At 65.1% G+C, this 19,302-nt stretch carries 17 protein-coding genes; 12 read left to right on the forward strand and 5 right to left on the reverse strand.

The window, feature by feature from the left end; all coding sequences use genetic code 11:
* The first annotated feature begins 84 nt into the window (after positions 1 to 84).
* From ispG to Q2M23_RS38650, 3 genes are all read left to right on the forward strand, one after another.
* Entirely contained in the window at positions 85 to 1,374 is a 1,290-nt protein-coding gene (gene ispG, locus Q2M23_RS38640) for a flavodoxin-dependent (E)-4-hydroxy-3-methylbut-2-enyl-diphosphate synthase (RefSeq protein ID WP_057016780.1), read from the forward strand.
* Positions 1,375 to 1,644: 270 nt separating this feature from the next.
* Positions 1,645 to 2,538, forward strand: a complete 894-nt coding sequence (locus Q2M23_RS38645; RefSeq protein WP_253638101.1) for a TauD/TfdA dioxygenase family protein — start codon at positions 1,645 to 1,647, stop codon at positions 2,536 to 2,538.
* Positions 2,539 to 2,611: 73 nt separating this feature from the next.
* Positions 2,612 to 3,952, forward strand: coding sequence for a Rieske 2Fe-2S domain-containing protein (locus Q2M23_RS38650; RefSeq protein WP_316398850.1), 1,341 nt, complete (start codon positions 2,612 to 2,614; stop codon positions 3,950 to 3,952).
* Positions 3,953 to 4,109: 157 nt separating this feature from the next.
* Here Q2M23_RS38650 and Q2M23_RS38655 read toward each other — a convergent pair whose 3' ends face one another.
* Together Q2M23_RS38655 and Q2M23_RS38660 are read right to left on the reverse strand one after the other, a co-directional pair.
* Complete coding sequence (locus Q2M23_RS38655) at positions 4,110 to 5,717, reverse strand: Na+/H+ antiporter (RefSeq protein ID WP_316398851.1); 1,608 nt, start codon at positions 5,715 to 5,717, stop codon at positions 4,110 to 4,112.
* Positions 5,718 to 5,825: 108 nt separating this feature from the next.
* The gene (locus tag Q2M23_RS38660) at positions 5,826 to 6,200 is read right to left on the reverse strand and encodes a nuclear transport factor 2 family protein (RefSeq protein ID WP_016847513.1); all 375 of its coding nucleotides are present in this window, start codon (positions 6,198 to 6,200) and stop codon (positions 5,826 to 5,828) included.
* Between the two features lie 250 nt (positions 6,201 to 6,450).
* Between Q2M23_RS38660 and Q2M23_RS38665 the strand changes: the two genes are divergently transcribed.
* A complete protein-coding gene (locus tag Q2M23_RS38665; protein ID WP_253588279.1) occupies positions 6,451 to 6,885 on the forward strand; it encodes a GFA family protein in 435 nt (144 codons plus the stop codon).
* A 78-nt stretch (positions 6,886 to 6,963) separates the two neighbouring features.
* Here the strand turns inward: Q2M23_RS38665 and Q2M23_RS38670 are convergent, their stop codons facing one another.
* On the reverse strand, positions 6,964 to 7,644 hold the full coding sequence (locus tag Q2M23_RS38670; RefSeq protein WP_316398852.1) for a DUF1345 domain-containing protein: 681 nt from the start codon (positions 7,642 to 7,644) through the stop codon (positions 6,964 to 6,966).
* An 18-nt stretch (positions 7,645 to 7,662) separates the two neighbouring features.
* Positions 7,663 to 8,583, reverse strand: coding sequence for a polyprenyl synthetase family protein (locus Q2M23_RS38675; protein ID WP_076824685.1), 921 nt, complete (start codon positions 8,581 to 8,583; stop codon positions 7,663 to 7,665).
* Between the two features lie 199 nt (positions 8,584 to 8,782).
* Between Q2M23_RS38675 and mtgA the strand changes: the two genes are divergently transcribed.
* The 3 genes from mtgA to Q2M23_RS38690 all read left to right on the forward strand — a co-directional run bounded on the left by mtgA (position 8,783) and on the right by Q2M23_RS38690 (position 10,582).
* Positions 8,783 to 9,454 carry a monofunctional biosynthetic peptidoglycan transglycosylase gene (gene mtgA, locus Q2M23_RS38680; protein WP_316398856.1) on the forward strand — a complete coding sequence of 224 codons (672 nt, stop codon included), beginning with the start codon at positions 8,783 to 8,785 and terminating at the stop codon, positions 9,452 to 9,454.
* 160 nt (positions 9,455 to 9,614) lie between these two features.
* A complete protein-coding gene (gene rpmF, locus Q2M23_RS38685) occupies positions 9,615 to 9,800 on the forward strand; it encodes a 50S ribosomal protein L32 (RefSeq protein ID WP_021077536.1) in 186 nt (61 codons plus the stop codon).
* A gap of 143 nt (positions 9,801 to 9,943) precedes the next feature.
* Positions 9,944 to 10,582, forward strand: a complete 639-nt coding sequence (locus tag Q2M23_RS38690; RefSeq protein ID WP_057015581.1) for a hypothetical protein — start codon at positions 9,944 to 9,946, stop codon at positions 10,580 to 10,582.
* Positions 10,583 to 10,589: 7 nt separating this feature from the next.
* Here Q2M23_RS38690 and Q2M23_RS38695 read toward each other — a convergent pair whose 3' ends face one another.
* Positions 10,590 to 10,874 (reverse strand): hypothetical protein, encoded by a 285-nt coding sequence (locus tag Q2M23_RS38695; RefSeq protein WP_057015580.1) that lies wholly within the window; start codon positions 10,872 to 10,874, stop codon positions 10,590 to 10,592.
* Positions 10,875 to 11,093: 219 nt separating this feature from the next.
* Between Q2M23_RS38695 and Q2M23_RS38700 the strand changes: the two genes are divergently transcribed.
* The 5 genes from Q2M23_RS38700 (at position 11,094) to Q2M23_RS38720 (ending at position 19,230) form a co-directional block, all read left to right on the forward strand.
* The gene (locus tag Q2M23_RS38700; RefSeq protein WP_316398853.1) at positions 11,094 to 12,791 is read left to right on the forward strand and encodes a bifunctional diguanylate cyclase/phosphodiesterase; all 1,698 of its coding nucleotides are present in this window, start codon (positions 11,094 to 11,096) and stop codon (positions 12,789 to 12,791) included.
* Positions 12,792 to 12,995: 204 nt separating this feature from the next.
* Positions 12,996 to 13,889 carry an ABC transporter substrate-binding protein gene (locus Q2M23_RS38705; RefSeq protein ID WP_076824695.1) on the forward strand — a complete coding sequence of 298 codons (894 nt, stop codon included), beginning with the start codon at positions 12,996 to 12,998 and terminating at the stop codon, positions 13,887 to 13,889.
* 32 nt (positions 13,890 to 13,921) lie between these two features.
* Complete coding sequence (locus Q2M23_RS38710) at positions 13,922 to 15,532, forward strand: amino acid ABC transporter permease/ATP-binding protein (protein ID WP_057015577.1); 1,611 nt, start codon at positions 13,922 to 13,924, stop codon at positions 15,530 to 15,532.
* Positions 15,533 to 15,572: 40 nt separating this feature from the next.
* Positions 15,573 to 16,814, forward strand: a complete 1,242-nt coding sequence (locus tag Q2M23_RS38715) for an acetamidase/formamidase family protein (RefSeq protein WP_316398854.1) — start codon at positions 15,573 to 15,575, stop codon at positions 16,812 to 16,814.
* Between the two features lie 82 nt (positions 16,815 to 16,896).
* Positions 16,897 to 19,230 carry an acetamidase/formamidase family protein gene (locus tag Q2M23_RS38720; RefSeq protein WP_316398855.1) on the forward strand — a complete coding sequence of 778 codons (2,334 nt, stop codon included), beginning with the start codon at positions 16,897 to 16,899 and terminating at the stop codon, positions 19,228 to 19,230.
* Positions 19,231 to 19,302: the final 72 nt, after the last annotated feature.

Raw genomic sequence — 19,302 nt, forward strand, 5'->3', positions numbered from 1 at the left:
CCGAAACATGATCGTTTGGCCCGCCGCACGCGAGGCCCATCGCCCCCTTGGTGAATGTCACCAAAACCTGATATTCGAGACGCCATGAACAAGCCCGAGATTTTGCCGCAAGACGACGTCGCCGGCCCCGCGCCGCGGCACCAAACCACGCAGGTCATGGTCGGCAACGTCGCCGTCGGCGGCGGTGCGCCGATCGTCGTGCAGTCGATGACCAACACCGACACCGCCGATGTGGACGGCACCATCGCCCAGGTTGCCGCGCTGTCTCGCGCCGGCTCCGAGATGGTCCGCATCACCGTCGACCGCGAGGAAGCCGCTGCCGCCGTGCCGCACATCCGTGACGGCCTGCGCAAGCGCGGCATCACCACGCCCCTGATCGGCGACTTCCACTATATCGGCCACAAGCTGCTCGCCGAATATCCGGCCTGCGCCGAGGCGCTCGACAAGTACCGCATCAATCCCGGCAATGTCGGCTTCAAGAACAAGCGCGATACGCAGTTCGCCGACATCATCGAGATCGCCAACAAGAACAACAAGCCGGTGCGCATCGGCGCCAATTGGGGTTCGCTCGACCAGGAGCTGCTCACCAAGCTGATGGACGAGAATACGGCCTCGGCCAATCCGCGCGATGCCCGCGCGGTGACCCGCGAGGCGATGGTGCAGTCGGCGCTGCTGTCGGCCGCGCGTGCGCAAGAGCTCGGCATGCCGAAGAACAAGATCATCCTGTCGGCCAAGGTGTCGGCCGTGCAGGACCTGATCGCGGTCTATCAGGAAGTCGTGCGCCGCTCGGATTATGCGATCCATCTCGGCCTCACCGAGGCCGGCATGGGCTCGAAGGGCATCGTCGCCTCCTCGGCTGCGCTCGGCATCCTGCTGCAGCAGGGCATCGGCGACACCATCCGCATCTCGCTGACGCCGGAGCCCGGCGGCGACCGCACGCTGGAAGTGCAGGTCGCGCAGGAATTGCTGCAGACCATGGGCTTCCGTACCTTCGTGCCGCTGGTTGCGGCATGCCCGGGCTGCGGCCGCACGACCTCGACCACGTTCCAGGAGCTGGCGCGCTCGATCCAGGATTTCATCCGCGACGAGATGCCGGCCTGGAAGACCAAGTATCCGGGCGTCGAGCAGCTCAACGTCGCCGTGATGGGCTGCATCGTCAACGGCCCCGGCGAATCCAAGCACGCCAATATCGGCATCTCGCTGCCCGGTACCGGCGAAGCGCCGGCCGCGCCCGTCTTCGTCGACGGCAAGAAGTTCCGCACTCTGCGCGGCCCCGGGATCGCCGCCGACTTCAAGGCATTGGTGATCGACTATATCGACCAGCGCTACGGCAACGGCGCCAAGCTGCCGGAGCAGGCCGGCGCCGCGGAGTAGTTTCACTCCGCGCGTGACCCACACTCAACCGTTGTCCCTGCCTAGTGCGCAATTGCGCACGGGAGCAGGGACCCATAACCACAGGATGTGGTTGTGGCGCGAGATGCGGGTTACCAGCCTTCGCAAAACCCGATCCTGTGGTTATGGGTCCCGGATCTGCGCTCCGCTTCGCTGCGCTTGTCCGGGACGACAGATAGTTTGAGGCGCAGATTGCGCTTCCGTCGATGCGCGTTACCATGCTCCCAATCAAGAATGATTGGGAGAACGCCCATGAGCTCGCTATCCGGCAAGCAGGGTCCGCGCTATCGCCACTTCGCCGACCAATCCGAGCCCTATGAGACCATCGGCGTCGAGAAGCTGACGCCGATCATCGGCGCGGAGATCTCCGGCGTCGATATCGGCAAGCTGGTCGGCGACGATGCGCGCTCCAACCGCCAGATGGACGAGATCCATCGCGCGCTCGCCGAAAACCTCGTCATCTTCTTCCGCGACCAGCACATCAGTCCCGACCAGCATCTCGCCTTCGGCCGCAAGTTCGGTGAGCTGCATGTGCATCCGGCCGCGCCCAACGAGGGCGATCCGGCGCTGATGAAGATTTATGCCGACAAGGATTCGCCACGCGCGAATGGCGAGGGCTGGCACACCGACGTGTCCTGCGATCTCGAGCCGCCGATGGGTTCGATCCTCTACATCAAGCAGTGCCCGCCGCGCGGCGGCGACACCCTGTTCGCCAACATGTACGCCGCCTATGAGGCGCTGTCGGACCGCATGAAGGCCTATCTCGACGGGCTGACCGCGCTGCATGACGGCGAGCAGACCTATCGTGGCCTGTATGCCAACTACGGCGTCGCCGACAAACGGGAATATCCCCGCGCCGAGCATCCGGTGGTCCGCACCCATCCGGTGACCGGCAAGAAGTCGCTCTATGTCAATCGCGGCTTCACCCGCTTCATCGTCGGCATCCCGCGCGACGAGAGCGACGCCATGCTGGCCTATCTCTACCAGCACGCCGAGAACCCGCTGTTCCAGTGCCGCTTCCGCTGGACCGAGAACGCGATCGCGTTCTGGGACAACCGTTGCGCCCAGCATCGCGCGATGTGGGATTACTGGCCGCACACCCGCTCCGGCACCCGCGTCACCGTGAAGGGAGAGCGGCCGGTGTGAGGAATTGCGTGCTGCGTTGGTTCCACCCATCCTACGAACTACGAACTGAAAAAATGCCATCGGGAGACCGCCCATGCTTCGCGCCGAGGACAACAAATTCCTCACCGAATCCGGTGAGAGGACCGGCATGGGCGAATTGCTGCGGCGGTTCTGGATTCCGGTGCTGCTGTCCGAGGAACTGCCGGAGCCGGACAGCGACCCGAAGAAGATCGTTGTCATGGGCGAGGAGCTGCTCGCCTTCCGCGACACCAGAAGCGTGGTCGGCGTCATCGACCAGTACTGCGCGCATCGCGGCGCCAATCTTTGGCTCGGCCGCAACGAGGAATGCGGCATCCGCTGCGTCTATCACGGCTGGAAGTTCGATACCGACGGCCGCTGCGTCGATATGCCGACCTCGTATCCCGACCTCAACGCAAAGGACCTGATCCGGATCAAGTCCTATCCGGTGCGCGAATGGGGCGACATGATCTGGGCCTATATGGGCCCGGCCGATCAGATGCCAGAACTGCCGGCGCTGGAGATGGCGCTGCTGCCGGCCTCGCACCGCTTCGTCACCAAGAAGTGGCAGGACTGCAACTGGGTGCAGGCGGTGGAAGGCTCGATCGACACCGCGCATTTCACCTTCGCGCATCTCTCCTTCGAGAAGGAGGAGAACGAGATCCTCGACATCAAGAAGCATTTCGTGAACCCGCTGACCCGGGTCGCGACCGATCACATGCGCTGGATCGCCGAGGACCCGCGCCCGGTGATCAAGATCAATCCGCATGAGGCCGGCCTCACGGTGGCGGGCGGACGGCTCACCGGCAGCGACAACATCTACTGGCGCATCGCCCAGTTCCTGATGCCGTTCCACAGCTACGCGCCGAGCTCGATGCCGGGCGAGAACATGTTCGGCCAGACCTTCGTGCCGGTCACCGACACCAATTGCTGGATCTACACCTATGCGTGGAATCCCCACCGGCCGCTGACCGATGCCGAGCGCGAAGGCTACGCCAACGGCAACGGCGTGATGGCTGTCGTCGACGAGAACTACGTGCCGCTGCGCAACAAGGCCAACGACTATCTGATCGACCGCAAGCTGCAGCGGACCAAGAGCTACACCGGCATCAAGGGCGTCTCCGAGCAGGACGCCGCGGTGCAGGACAGCCAGGGCCCGATCGCCGACCGTACCCGCGAGCATCTCGGCCCGACCGATCTCGGCATCATGCATTTCCGCAAGCTGGTCATGGAGGCGGCCCGCGCGCTGCAAAAGGGCGAGGCGCCGCCGCATGCTCAGCATCAGGACCGTTACACCGTGCGCTCCGGCGCCTGCGTCACCAGCAAGACCAAGGACCTCACCGCCGTCATGATCGAGCGGTTCGGCGATCCCGCCGGCTTCGTCGGCGGTCCCGGCCAGAACGCCGCGGCGGAGTAATCTCTGCTGTCGTCCCTGCGAAAGCAGGGACCCATAACCACCGTTGGATATTGTTGAGATGCGCTGTGGCCCGAACCTTCGCCAAGCCAGCGACGGTGGTTATGGGTCCCGGCCTGCGCCGGGACGACGTGGGGAGGGATACCGCGCGCTTCACGCGCTACAGCGGCATCCTGCGATACTCGCGGTTGGCGAGGCTGGCTTCCTCGAGGTCGAGGTCGCGCTCGATCCGGCGCCTTGTCTCGTCGGTGATCTTGCCGTCGCGCAGCAGCATGTGGATGAACTTGCGCTCGGAGGCGATCAGCTCCCGCGTCAGCTCGGTGCCGGTGGCGGAAACGTCGTGCGTGTCGGGATTGAGCGAGTCGGGCAGCTGGTTGATCCGGATCTCGTGCCGTGAGCGCAAAAGCTTGATCACCTCGTCGGAAAGCTCGCGGTCGTCGGTGATGGCATCGAGCGACTTCAGCGCGGCGTTCAGCGCCTCGCGCCGCGCCGCGATCTCCTGCTCGTGCTCGGCGATGTGCTCGCTGCGCCCGTCCCTGGCGAGGCCGAGCCAGCGCACCACCGGTGGCAGAGTGAGGCCGAGCCCGACCAGCGTCACGAAGATCACGCCGAAGGCGACGAACAGGATCAGGTCGCGATACGGGAAGGCGTCTCCGCTCGGCAATGTCAGCGGCAGCGCCAGCGCCGCGGCGAGCGAGACCGCGCCGCGCACGCCGGTGAAGGCGACCACGAACACCGCCCGCCCCGACGGCAGCGGATCGCGCTCGCTCACGCGTCGGCTGATCCAGCGCGGCAGATAGGTGCCGGGAAACACCCAGACGAAGCGCGCCACGATCACGATGACGGCGACAAGCACGGTCGCGGTGAGGATGTCGTGCAGCGGGAACGACTTCGACTTCTCGTACAGCGAACGCATCTGGAAGCCGGTCAAGAGGAACAGCAGGCCCTCGATCAGATAGATGATCAAGTCCCAGAAGAAGATGCCCTGCAGGCGCGTCGCGGCCGAGATCAACAGCGGTCCGTTCCAGCTCATGTAGAGGCCGCAGGCGACGGTCGCGATCACGCCGCTGCCGCCGAAATGCTCGGGGATCCAGTAGGCGAGGTAGGGCGTGATCAGCGACAGCGTGATCTCGACCTGCGGATCCCTGGCGCGGCGGCGGGCGCGCAGGCTGAGCCAGCCGACCGCGGTGCCGAACGCGATCTCGCCGGCGACGATGACGAGGAAAGTGCCGGTCGCCTTCGGCAGCGAGAACAGCCCGGTGGTGATCGCGGCGAGCGCGAAGCGGTAGAGGATCAGCGCGGTCGCGTCATTGGCGAGCCCTTCGCCCTCGAGCACCACCAGGATGCGGCGGGGCATGCCGAGCCTGCGGGCGATCGCCAGCGGCGCGACCACGTCAGGCGGCGCGACGATGGCGCCGAGCAGGAAGCCGATGCTCCAGGGCAGGCCGATCAGATAATGGGTCGCGGCCGCGACCATGAAGGCGGTGAAGATCACGCAGCCGACCGACAGCAGGATGATCGGCCGCAGGTTGGCCTTGAACTCGCGCCAGCTCATCGCGACGCTCGCCGAATAGATCAGCGGCGGCAGCACCACCAGCAGCACCAGCTCAGGCGGCAGTTCCAGCGACGGCATGCCCGGCACGAAGGCGAGCACGATGCCGACCAGCAGCAGCAGGATCGCGGGCGCGATATCGGTCCGCCGCGCCACCAGGGCGGTTCCCGCCAGCACGCCGAGCAAAGTGAGAAAAATCTGAAATTTGGCTTCCATAACGGGCTCAATTCGCCCGGAAACCGGTGCCAGTCAATGCGGTCCGGCCGGAGCCGGACCGCGGGGGGCGTGTCACAAAGCCGTCGCGGGCGCGCCGCGCCCGGTCGATCAATCCCTGAGGTCGTAGCGGTACGACTTCGAGACGATCTGCCAGCCGTCGGCGAGCTTCATCGCCACCAGATAGTCGGTGAAATAGCGCGGCGGCAGCTGGCAGCGCACCTTGATGAAGGCGGTGTTGTCGTCGGAGCGGTCGATGGTGACGATAAAATCCTCGCGCGGCTTGCCTTCGGCCTTCGCCGAGGTGCGCTTGCGCACCAGGGCAAGCCAGTCCGGCACGGTCAGGACCTTCAGCTCGCCCTTCTCCACCCAGCGCAAATCGGCGCTCGGATGAAAAGCCTCGGCGAGCTTGTCGGCATTGCTCTCGTAGAGACCGTCGAAATAGGTTTGCACGACGCTTTCGACGCTGGATCGATCTTGGCTCATTGGTTGGTCCTCCCGGCAGGGTTTGATCTGTTAGTGTTGCGTCTCTGACGCGTGATTCACTCAGTGTCATTCCGGGGCTCGCGAAGCGAGAACCCGGAATCTCGATCCACAACCTCTGGATTCCGGGTTCGCGACTTCGTCGCGCCCCGGAATGACGGAATGGACTGTCAGAGACACAATGCTAGGATTTAGCCATGAACCGCTAGATTGCGCCATGGCCGGCGACAAAATTCTGCGTGAGGGACGAGTTGTGACCGCATCTGCAAATTCGAACGAACATATCCTGACCGGCGAATGCTTCTGCCGCGACGTGCGCTACGAGGTGGCCGACGCGTTTGCCTATGCGCTCAATTGTCACTGCTCGAACTGCCGGCGCACCACGGGATCGGCGTTCAAGCCATTCGCGGGAATCGCGCGCGACAAATTCACCGTGGTCAGCGGCGCTGATGAGCTCCTGATCTATGGCGATGAGCTCACCCACGACGCGCATTGCGGCCGCTGCGGCTCGCTGCTCTATTCGCAGGTCCGCGACGGCGCCTATGTCCATGTCGCGATGGGCACGCTGCTCGATGCGCCGGCGATCCGGCCGACCGCCCACATCTTCGTCGGCTCCAAGGCGCCGTGGTACGCGATAACGGACGATCTGCCGCAATATCAGGAGCACGTGACGCAAGGCGGGGAATAAATCCGCGCGACGTCATCGGCGTGCTGCTTGTGCTCCTTGCCGACCGCCTTGCGCACGGCATCTCATCAGGCGGCGCGGCTAGATCGCGCTCGCGGCGATGTTTACCATCAGGGCGAGCAGCGCGGTGTTGAACACGAACGAGATGATGCCGTGCACGGTCGCGGTGCGGCGGATGATCTTGTCGGTGATGCCGACGTCGGAGACCTGCGCGGTCATGCCGATCACGAACGAGAAGTAGACGAAGTCCCAGTAATCGGCGTCGGCATGTTCCTCGCCGCTCGGAAACTGCAATCCGCCGGGCGTCTTGCCGCGGTAATACTCATGGGCGTAGTGCAGCGCGAACGCGGTGTGCACCAAGGCCCATGACAGCGTGATGGTGACGATTGCCAGCGCCAGTCCCGCCGAGCTGCCCTTCGATGCGCCGAGCTCGAACACGATGGCGGCGAGGCTCGCCAGCGCGCCGAACGCGGTCAGCAGCAGGATCAGGAAACGTCCGTCGTCCTGCAGGATGGCGCTTCGCTTGATATGGGCGACGCCACAGCGCAGCATCATCACATAGGCAAGCACGAGATACAGCGCGGCGAAGGCATCCCAGCCCGCGAGCAGCCGCGTGACGATGCGCGGTGCTCCCGGCACCAGCAGCGCAGCCAGGATACCGAAAGCGATCGAGCCGAAGGTGCGCGGCCGGCCCACGACGACGCGGACCGGCAGCGGCAGCTTGCGGAAGCGAACAAGGCGGTCGTCGATCTCCTTGTTCATTTCGCGCTGTGCTCTCGGCTAGTTCTTGCGCTCGGCGACGAAGCGGGCGGCCGCGCGCAGCACGTCGCCTCGGTCGCCGAACACCGACAGCGCGGCGTCGGCACGCGCGAGGAGATCGCGGACGCGCTGCTTGGCGCCATCGATGCCGAGTTGGGTGACGAAGGTGGTCTTGCCGAGCGCGGCGTCAGCGCCGGCCGGCTTGCCGAGCGCGGCAGCATCGCCCTCGACGTCGAGCAAATCGTCGGCGATCTGGAAGGCTTCACCGAGTGCTTTGCCGTAATCGTCGAGCGCCTGGTACTCCTTTTGCGAGGACTGGCCGAGGATCGCGCCGGCGATGCAGCCGAAGCGGAGCAGCGCGCCGGTCTTCATCTGCTGCAGGCGCGCGACGTCGACCGGCTCGCGGTCGCCGAAGCGGCCTTCGCCGGCGAGGTCGAGGATCTGGCCGCCGGCCATGCCGCCGACGCCGGAGGCGCGCGCCAGCGCGCGGGTCAGGAGCAGGCGGACCTGGGCGTCCTTGTGGATCGCATCACGGGTGATGATGTCGAAGGCGATGGTGAGCAGCGCGTCGCCGGCGAGGATCGCGGTGGCGTCGTCATAGGCCTTGTGCAGGGTCGGGCGGCCGCGGCGCAGATCGGAATTGTCCATCGCCGGCAGGTCGTCGTGGATCAGCGAGTAGCAGTGGATGCATTCCAGCGCGGCGCCGACCAGCAGCGCGGATTCGCGCGGGATGCCGAACACCGCGGCGCTCTCGACCGCGAGGAACGGCCGCAGCCGCTTGCCGCCGCCGAGGCTCGAATAGCGCATCGCCTCGATCAGCCGCTTCGGGCGCACGATTTCGTCGCTTTCGGTCGCGTCGGACAGCAGTTTGGCGAGCAGGGCTTCGGTATCCTCCGCGGTCTGGTCCAGCCGCTTGGAAAACTCTGCAGTACCGGTCGTCATTAAGAATTGCTCCAGATCGATTTTCGGCCGGACAATCGTTGATGGCATCGGCTTCGTCAATTCCCGCCCTGCGACGGAATGCGCCTTAAAAGTGCTGGAAAAACCGTGAATTATCCCGCAGACGTCGACGGCGCCGGCCGTGTTCTGGCGGGCGGGTCCCAAATCCTTCCTGGAATGGTCCTCCCCGGAAACCCCTGTTTTGCGCATCGTCCGAATTTTATTGCTGCTTTTGCTGGCCCTGCTGTTGCTGCCGTGTCTGGTGGCGCCGTTCTACCGCACCGGCCATCCGGTTTCGGCGCTGATGGCGTGGCGGACCCTGCGCGGGGCCCCGGTGACGCGGCACTGGATCGATTTCGGCGCGATGTCGCCTTATCTGGTGCGGTCCGTGGTCGGCTCGGAGGATGCTCATTTCTGCAAGCATCGGGGCATCGACTGGGGCGCGCTGCGCGAGGTGCTCGACGACGCCGAGGATGGCGAGGTGGCTCGCGGCGGCTCGACCATCACCCAGCAGGTCGCCAAGAACCTGTTCCTGTGGTCCGGCCGCAGCGTGATCCGCAAGGGGCTGGAACTGCCGCTGGCCCTCTGGATCGATCTCGTGCTGCCCAAGCAGCGGATCCTGGAAATCTACCTCAATATCGCGGAAATGGGCCCGTCCGGCCAGTTCGGCGCCGAAGCCGGCGCCCAATATGCCTTCGGCCGGTCCGCCGCTGGGCTGTCAGCCCGCGAGGCCGCGCTTTTGGCCGCGATCCTGCCGAATCCGGTCAAGAGGAGCGCCCGGAACCCCGGCCCGGGGGTCCGCAGGCTGTCCGCCACCTATATGGTCCGGGCCAACTCCGTGACGCGCTGCTGGCGCGAAAATCGCGGCTCCTGAGGCCGATTTCGGACGCTTTTTGCTGTCTCCGGCCCTAGCTTTACGCAGTGCCTTCCTCTATAAGCGCGGCCTTACCGGCATCGCAGCTGGCGCTTTGAAGCGCTGTGCGCTCGTCCCCATTTCGGACGATGCCTCCGCAACACCCCTAGAGGACACCGTCATGGCCGTTCCCAGAAGAAAAACCTCGCCGTCGCGCCGTGGCATGCGCCGTTCGGCCGATGCGATCAAGACCCCGACCTATGTCGAGGACAAGGACTCCGGCGAACTGCGCCGTCCGCACCACCTCGACCTGAAGACCGGCATGTACAAGGGCCGCCAGGTCCTGAAGGCCAAGAAAGAGTCCTGATCGGACATTCGGCCTACGCGCCGCAGCCATGCGGCGCGGCGCCTGAATTCGGTCAACGAGTGCGGCCAAGACGGGCGCGTCCGCGGCGAGGCCAATGAGCATCGCCGCATTGCTGGTTCTCCCTGAATAAGGCGCAAGCCCCGATGGTCGGTTTTCCGCTGCTGCTCGTTCCGCTCGCGGTCTACAACATCATCGCTTTCCTGATGCCCGGCGTGTCGTTCACCGACCCGCTGATCAGGCTGACATTGCTGTCGGGCGAGCAGTGGCAGATCACGCTCAGCGACATGCTGCTCGCCGCCGCCGTGCTGCTGTTGCTGCTCGAGGTCATCAAGGGCGCGCGCCCCGGCGCGAAATATCTCACCGACCATCTGCTGTCGCTGATCGTGTTCGGCGCCGCCGCTGCCGAATTCGTGCTCTGGCCGAAATTCGGCAACTCGACCTATGGCCTGCTCACGCTGCTGGCGCTGGTCGATTTCATTTCCGGAATTGCGCTGCGCACCCGCCGCCGTGCGGTGGTCGCGCCGGCGCCCAGCGCCGGCAGGGCGCACCCTGCGGCAGCTGAGGCACCGCAACCTGCACCCGTAGCGGAGCCGGCACCCCGGCCTGAGCCCGCGCCTGTCGCCGCGCCGGCGCCTGCCGCGCCGCCACCGGCCGCACCGGTCCCCTCGGCGACGTCGGTTGCGGAATCCGTGCTACTCGATCAGTCCGCGCCAAAGCCGACGGTGACCTCGCCGGATTTGCAGCCGGGCGGCCATCCGCCGTCGGACGCGCCGCAGCGCTGATATTTTCCTAGATGATCTGCCGGGTCCGCCGCGCCACGCTGCGGCGTTCGTCGACATGCGGGCCGTAAGCGCTCTGCGCGTCGGCCAATGACCCACGCCGCTGCCCGCGCGTCTGCGATTCGTGTGCGGCGGTGGCGATCAGATGAGCCACAAACGACGGATCGGCATGCGGCAGCGGGATCTTGGGCGCCCAATGGGTGGTCGCGGCCAGCGGCACCAGCGCCGTGCTGGCCGCCGCAGCATCGCCGGTGCACTCGCCGTCGAGGATTTCCGATTGATCGATATCCGGCATCGTCTGCGACCCGTTGGAGCGTCATAGTTTGGGAAGTTGCGGCCCTCCGCAACACCCCTGTGGCAAGGGTCATGCCCGCCGTCCCCAGTTCGTTCCCGGACAGTCGAAAACGTGGTTTCCAGATTATTTATCAACTTCACCTAGCGTTGGATTCGCCGGAACCACTATCTTGAGAGCGTGTAGAATCACCGGGCGCCGTCCCAAATCGAGACATGTTCGATGCCCCCTGTCCCGCCAGCTGCCAGCATCCTCGCCTCGCTCGGCCAAGCGACATTCGCCTGGGACCTCGCGAGCGATGCGATCGCCTGGAGCGACAATGTGGCGGCAGTCTTCCCGGATATCCCGGTCGCGGCGCTGGCGAGCGGTGCCGAGCTTGCAAAGCTGATCGAGCCATCGCGCTCGGTTCGTACTGATGCGCTGGGCCAGTCCGCGCCGGCGCCGGTACGCGGCGGGGAGGGCGTTCCCTACCGGATCGAATATGGCGTGCGGGCCGTCACCTCGGCGCCGGTGATCTGGATCGAGGAGACCGGCTGCTGGTTTGCCGGCGCCGACGGCAGGCCGGCGCGCGTGCAGGGTGTCGTCCGCATCAACAATGAACGGCACGCCCGCGACGAGCAGCTGCTGAAGCTGTCGCGGCACGATCCGCTGACCAACGAGCTCAACCGCACCCATCTGATCGCCTCGCTCGCCGAGACGATGGAGGAGTGCGCGCGCTTCCGCTCCTCCTGCGCCTTCATGCTGATCGGCATCGATCACCTCGCGCGGGTCAACGATGCCTTTGGCTTCGATGTCGCCGACGCCGTCATCGCCGAGGTCGCGAAGCGGATTCGCGCGCGGCTGCGCAGCGGCGACATGCTCGGCCGTTTCTCCGGCAACAAGTTCGGCCTGATCCTGCGCAACTGCACCGTCGACGACACCAATGTCGCGGCCGAGCGCTTCCTGGCCGCGGTGCGCGACGAGGTGGTGCCGACCAAGTCCGGCCCGGTATCGGTGACGGTCTCGATCGGCGCCGTCACCATTCCCCGCCATGCGCGGTCGGCGGAGGAGGCGGTCAATCGCGCCCAGGAGACGCTGGACGCGGCCAAGAGCCGCCGCGCCGGATCGTTCGCGCTGTGGAAGCCGAATGTCGAGCGCGACGCCCAGCGCCGCGTCAACATCCGCGTCACCGACGAGATCGTCACCGCGCTGAACGAGCGCCGCATCGTGATCGGCTTCGAGCCCGTGGTCGATGCGCGCCTGCGGCAGCCCGCGTTCTACGAGTGCCTGGTCCGGATGGAGCAGGACGACGGCCGCGCGCTGCTCGCGCCCGATATCGTGCCGGTCGCCGAGCGGCTCGGCCTGATCCGGCTGGTCGATCACCGTGTGCTGGAGCTCGCCATCGCCGAGCTCGCTGCCGCTCCCGGCGTACAGCTCAGCCTCAACATCTCGCCCGACACCACGATGGATCCGGACTGGTGGGCCACCATCGAATCCCTGATGCGCGCGCATCACGGCGTCGGCGAGCGGCTGATCGTCGAGATCACCGAGACGGTGGCGATCCAGGATATCGACGACGTGCGCGGCTTTGTCACGCGCCTGAAGAACTTCGGCAGCCGGATCGCGATCGACGATTTCGGCGCCGGCTACACCTCGTTCCGCAACTTGCGCAAGCTCGGCGTCGACATCGTGAAGATCGACGGCGCCTTCGTGCAGAACATCGTGCGTTCGGCCGACGACCGCGCTTTCGTGCAAACGCTGATCGATCTCGCCCGCCGCCTCGAGATCAGGACGGTCGCCGAATGGGTGCAGGACGAGGAAGCCGCCGTGATGCTGCGCGAATGGGGCTGCGACTTCATCCAGGGCCGCCTGATCGGCCTCGCCTCGCCGGACCGCCCGTGGAACGCGTCGGCGGAGAAGCCCGTGCCCGCCACGGGCTGAAGCGGCCATAGGCCGCTTCACAATATCGGTCGTGATACCCGCGAAAGGGATTGCTCAAAATATGAGCGCGTCCTGCCCAAGGTTTGGCGGGAGTTCATCCAATTAATTGTGCGTCCCCAGACAAGTTTTCCGCCGGAGACCGCCGTTTACTTCTTCGAGGTTTGGACCGTGGCTTGCGCCATGACAACGTCGAAAGAGGATCGAATGGTCACGTTATCTTTTCCGCGCGCGTACAAACTCATGCACATCGCAGCGTTAGGGGCATTGCTCGTTGTGGGCGTCGGTGCTCCAACCGACGCCAGGGCAGCTGCGCCGGCCGCCTGTGCGGAGCTGCAGGCAAAGTATCCGGACTGGAAGGGCAAGACCCTCGTCAACGCAATCAATCCGCATACGCCGGGCTACGAGTCGATCGATCCGAAGGATCCGAGCAAATATGTCGGCTTCGATATCGATCTCGGCGAGCAGATCGGCGAATGCCTCGGCTTCAAGCTGACCTACAAGGCGGTGACCTTCGCCGCACTTCTGACCACGCTGTCCAGTGGTCAGGCCGACATTGTGATCTCCGACATCTACGCCACGGAAGAGCGTGCCAAGGCGGCCGACTTCATCACCTATTCGAAGGTGTTCGACGGCGTATTGGTCGCCAAGGGCAATCCGAAGAAGATCTCCGGCATCAACACCTCGATGTGCGGTGCGGCAGCGGCCGAGAACACAGGCTACGTTGAAGTTCCGCTGATCCAGGCGCTCGTGCCGGAGTGCAAGAAGGAGGGCAAGCCTGAGCCGACCATTCAGCTCTACGACAACAACGCCAACTGCATCCAGGCGATTCTGGCCGGACGCGCCGACACCTATGTCAACGACGTCAACACCGTCGACAATGCGGTGAAGGCCTATCCCGACAAGCTCGAAAAAGCTATCGCGGTGACGATCCCGTACAAGGTCGGCATCGGCGTGCCCAAGGACAAACCGGCCTTCCGCGATGCCGTGAAGGCGGCGCTGACCGAGATCTACAAATCGGGCGATCAGCTCGCGTTGCTGAAGAAGTGGAATCTCGATCCGGAGAACCTGATCGAGCCCGGTCTGCTGACGGTCAAGTAGGCCCCAGCACCGGCAAAAGGACGACATGCTCCATGGAGCTGTTCCTCCACTATTTGACCATGCCGTATATGATCGAGGGCATTCAGGCGACCTTGCAGGTCACCGCCCTCGGTCTGCTCGGCGGCCTGATCCTCGGTGTGATCCTGGCGTGGATGCAACTCAGCCGCTTCAGGGCGCTGGCGTCCTTCGCCCGGGTCTACACCGTGATCTTTCGCGGCACGCCGCTGATCCTGCAGATGGTGTTCGCCTATAATGCCCTGCCGCAGATCGGCATCAAGCTACCGGCCATTCTCGCCGCCGGCCTCGCGCTGGCCTGCAACGAAGCTCCGTTCATCGCCGAGATGCTGCGCTCCGGCGTGCTCGGCGTCGATCGCGGCCAGGTGCTGGCCGGGCAGGCGCTCGGCATGACGCCCGGCGTCCTGATGCGCCGGATCATCGCCCCGCAGGCGATCCGCTCGATGATCCCCGCCTTCGGCAACGAGACCGTCAGCGCGCTGAAGAATTCCTCGCTGGCGTCGGTGATCGCCGTGCAGGAGCTGACGTTGCGTTCGACCCAGATGGCGTCGGCAACTTTCGATTTCTTCTCGATCTTCTTCGCCTCGGGCCTGATCTATCTGTTCCTTACCGCGGCGATCGCCGGCATCCAGCTGTTCCTCGAATGGCTGTTCGATCTCGACCGCGCATCGAAGCAGATCAAGCTGATGCGGATGATGCCGGGGTATCGCGCGCAGGGACTCGATGATCCGCTGATTGCGGCCGAGGACGCGCCGCCCGAGATCTTGCCCGATGCCGGTGTCGCCGAATTGCCGCCGCCGCGGGCGCAGACCGAGCGTGTCGATCGCGCCAAACGCAACGAGATCCTTAAGCGGAACAATGTGGCGGTCGATGTTGCCGCATTGCGCAAAAGCTATGACAAGCAAATGGTGCTCGCCGGCGTCGATCTCACGGTGCGGATCGGCGAGGTGGTCGCCCTGCTCGGGCCGTCCGGCTCCGGCAAGAGCACGCTGCTCCGCTGTATCAACAATCTCGAACTCTGGAACGACGGCAGCATCAAGGTCGGCGGTCGCCGGCTCGGCTTCAGCGATAGCGGCAAGGCGCTGTCGCCGCGACTGTTGGCGCAGGCGCGCGCCGAGGTCGGTGTCGGTATGGTGTTCCAGCAGTTCAACCTGTTCGGTCACCTCACCGCGAAGGAGAACATCGCCGGGCCGCTGCGCTGGGTGCATGGTGTGTCGCGCATCGATGCGGATCGCCGGGCGACCGAACTGCTCGGGCGCGTCGGCCTCAGCCACCGCGCCGATGCGTTGCCGCGGCATCTCTCCGGTGGCCAGCAGCAGCGCGTCGCCATCGCCCGTGCGATCGCGCCGAATCCCAGCGTGCTGTTGCTGGATGAGCCGACCTCCGCGCTCGATCCCGAACTCGTCAATGAGGTCCTTGAAGTGATCCGTCGCCTCGCGGTGGAAGACGGCCTCACCATGATCATCTCAACCCATCAACTGCGCTTCGCCAGTGAAGTCGCTGATCGCGTGGTGCTGCTGGCGGATGGCGCGATCGTCGAGGAAGGCCCGGCCGACGAGGTGCTGAGCAATCCGCGCAATCCGGTCGCGCAGCGTTTCCTCAATGCCATGGAGGCCGAGGTCGCATGAATAGAACCCGTTCCGTTTCCATCCGCGTGAGGACCCCTGCGTGAAACATCATCTGCTGCCGGTATCTGCGAAGACTGTGCATTGGGGCTATTTCAGCAAGGTCGTGGCGCCGGCATTGACGCTGAAGTCCGGCGACCGCGCGACCATCGAGACGCTGACGCATCACGCCAATGACGATTACGAGCGCATGATCGAGGGCGATCCGGGTGCCGAGAGCGTATTCAAATGGACGCGCGAGCACAAGGCGGTGGTGCGGCGTGGTTCGGGGCCCATCGAAGGGCCGTTCATCCGCGGCTCCGGCGAAGGCGTCGGCGTGCACCTGCTCACCGGTCCGGTGGCGATCGAAGGCGCCGAGCCGGGCGACGTGCTGGAGGTTCGCATTCTCGACGTGCGACCGAGGCCGGCCTGCAACGCCTGCCATGCCGGCAAATGCTTCGGCTCCAACGTCGCGGCCAATTGGGGCTTTCACTATCACGACCTGATCGAAGAGCCGAAGCCGCGCGAGGTGGTGACGATCTTCGAGCTCGACGCGTCGGGTGAGCCCTTCGCCAAAGCGGTCTACAATTATGTCTGGACGCCGCAGACCGATCCTGATGGCATCGTGCACCCGACCATCGATTATCCCGGCGTCCGCGTCGATCACGCCACCGTCGTCAAGCGTGAGAATGTTCTGAGCAATGTCCGTGTGCCCGCGCGGCTGCATTTTGGCACCATGGGCCTCGCGCCGTCGGAGCAGGATTTCGTCTCCTCGATCCCGCCGAGCTATACCGGCGGCAACATCGACGACTGGCGCGTCGGCAAGGGGGCCAAGATGTTCTATCCGGTTGCGGTGCCCGGTGCGTTCTTTTCGGTCGGTGATCCGCATGCCGCGCAGGGCGACAGCGAGCTCGGCGGCACGGCGATCGAGACCTCGCTCACCGGCGATTTCGAATTCATCCTGCACAAGCATCGCGATCTCGGCGGCACACAGCTCGAAGGCCTGACGCATCCGATGCTGGAAACCCCCGACGCCTGGTCGGTCTACGGCTTCACCTACCCGAACTATCTCGCCGAGCTCGGCGCCAATGCGCAGCTCGAAATCGCCAATCACTCCAGCCTCGACCGCGCCATGCGCGACGCCTTTCGCAAGATGCGGCGCTTCCTGATGACGGTGCACAAGCTCAGCGAGGACGAGGCGATCTCGCTTATGTCGGTGGGGGCAGATTTTGGCGTGACGCAGGTGGTCGACGCCAATTGGGGCGTGCACGGGACCATCCGCAAGAACGTGTTCCGGTGTGACTGATCACGCGCCGGCCACCGAGCAGGACGTGTCATCCTTGGGGATGGCACGGAGATTGCTTCGCTTCGGCCATAAAGGTCGATGCATGAGGTTGCGTCCGTTCACGAGTGAATCCTACTCCGAAGGCGACCGCCCCGAGGCGTGGCGGGACGTCCTGGCGTCGGTCGGCTTGCAGCCCACGGTCGCCACGAGCACCCATGCCGGCCATGCCATCGCGGTGCGGCGCAGCTTTCAGGGCGTGACGCTGGCCAGGCTTTCGGCAGGGCCACAATCGGTGTCGCCGCGCACGGATGCTGTGGCCGATCATCCGCTGGTGCTGCTGCCGCTCGAAGACGGGGTGGCGCTGAAGACGACCACCGGTTATCAGATCGTTGCTGCGCGGCATCTTCTCTTGCTGCCACGCGCAGGGGACTGGAGCGTGTCGTTCCAGCGCGAGATGCGCGCGGTAGTGCTGTCGGTGACGTCCGAACCGGCACATCGCCATCGCGCCACGTTGCAAGGCGGCGAGGTGCGGGTGCTCCAGCCCGGCGGCTTTGGCAGCGTATTCGCGCAGATGATGGAGCTCGCCGCGCGCGATCTCGACGCGCTGTCCGATGTCGAATGGACGGCGCTGGCGCGAAGTCTCGCCGATCTGCTGCCGACCTTCATGCGTCAGCACGGCGAGACGGCGGGCGATCGCGGCGGCGGCGCTTCCAAGGCAGCGACGCTGCATCGCCTGTGCCAGACCGTCGAACGCAGCCTCGAGGAACCCGATCTGACGCCGGTCAAAATCGCCAGTGCCGAGGGCATTTCTGAACGCTATCTGCAAAAGCTGTTCGAGGGGGCCGGCACCAGTTTCACGCATTACCTGCGCGAACGTCGGCTGCAGCGCACCTGGGCCGATCTGTCGAATCCCGCCGAGGCGCATCGTTCGATTTCCGAGATCGCGTTCCGCGTCGGCTTCAACGACTCTGCCCATTTCAGCCGCGCGTTTCGCCAGCGCTTCGGTCTGTCGCCGCGCGAATTCCGCCAGCATGAAGCCGAGCGGCAGACCGCATCCGCGGCCACGGTGCAACGTGGCTGGCCTCAACAGGCGCTGGCGCAGCTGTGCAGCCGGCGCGCAGCGCTGGCGCGCAGGACGGCTGCGCCGTTCAACGCGCACGACGTGGAGATCGCGGACGCGCCGCGCCATCACCATCTCGCCGCGGATGCCTCGCGCGTGCATTGGGGCTATTTCAGCCATTCGTTGCCGCCGCAGGTCGAGATCGGCTCCGGCGACACCATCACCATTGAGACGCTGACCCAGCACGCCTCCGACGATCCCGAGCGCATGATCAAGGGTGATCCAGGCGCGGAGAGCGTGTTCCACTGGACGCGCGATCGGAAGAACGTCGATCGCCGCGGCGCCGGCCCGCTCGATGCCTCGATCTACGGCCGCGGCGCCGGCGAGGGATTCGGCGTTCACATTTGCACCGGGCCGGTGGCCGTGAAGGATGCGGAGCCAGGGGACGTACTGGAAATCCGCATCCTCGACATCGCGCCGCGCGCGAGCCGCAATCCGGACTTCGAGGGCCGCGTGTTCGGCAGCAGCGTCGCGGCCTGGTGGGGCTATCACTACAAGGAGTTCCTTGCCGAGCAGAACGCCCATGAGGCGGTGACGATCTACGAGATCGTCGACGACGATGACGCGCCGCATGCCCGTGCGCTGTATTCCTATCGCTGGGAGCCGCAGACCGATCCGTTCGGGACGCTGCACAAGACTTACGACTATCCGGGCATTCCGATCCCGCCGTCATCGGTGCGGCGCCGCCACGACGTGCTCGACGGCATCCGCATTCCGCTGCGCCCGCATTTCGGAGTCATCGCGCTTGCGCCACGCGAGGCCGAGCTTGTCGATTCCGTCCCGCCCGCATATTTCGGCGGCAATCTCGACAATTGGCGGCTCGGCAAGGGCTCGGCGGTCTATCTGCCGGTGTCGGTGCCGGGGGCGCTATTGTCAGTCGGCGATCCCCATGCTGCGCAGGGCGACGGCGAACTCGGCGGCACCGCCATCGAATGTTCGATGACCGGCACGTTCCAGGTCATCCTGCATAAGAAGAACGAGCTTACCAATCAGCCCTTCGCCGATCTTACCTATCCGCTGATCGAGACTGAAGCCGACTGGGTGCTGATGGGCTTCAGTCATCCCAACTATCTCGCCGAATTCGGCGCCAAGGGGCAGAGCGAGGTCTACGCGACCTCGTCGCTCGATCTCGCGATGAAGGATGCGTTCCGCAAGATGCGGCGCTTCCTGATGAACATCAAAGGCCTCACCGAGGACGAGGCGATCGCGCTGATGTCGGTGGCGGTGGATTTCGGCGTGACGCAGGTGGTGGACGGCAATTGGGGCGTCCATGCCATTCTCAGCAAGCGCGTCTTCGATCACGCGCCGCAAAACTAGTGTGCTGAATGCGAAGTTCGTGCGATTTCGCGGCAGCCACTTTCACGAACTTCGCATTCATAAAGCACACTA

This window comes from Bradyrhizobium sp. 33ap4, from assembly GCF_032654765.1.
Taxonomy (GTDB): Bacteria; Pseudomonadota; Alphaproteobacteria; order Rhizobiales; family Xanthobacteraceae; genus Bradyrhizobium; species Bradyrhizobium australafricanum.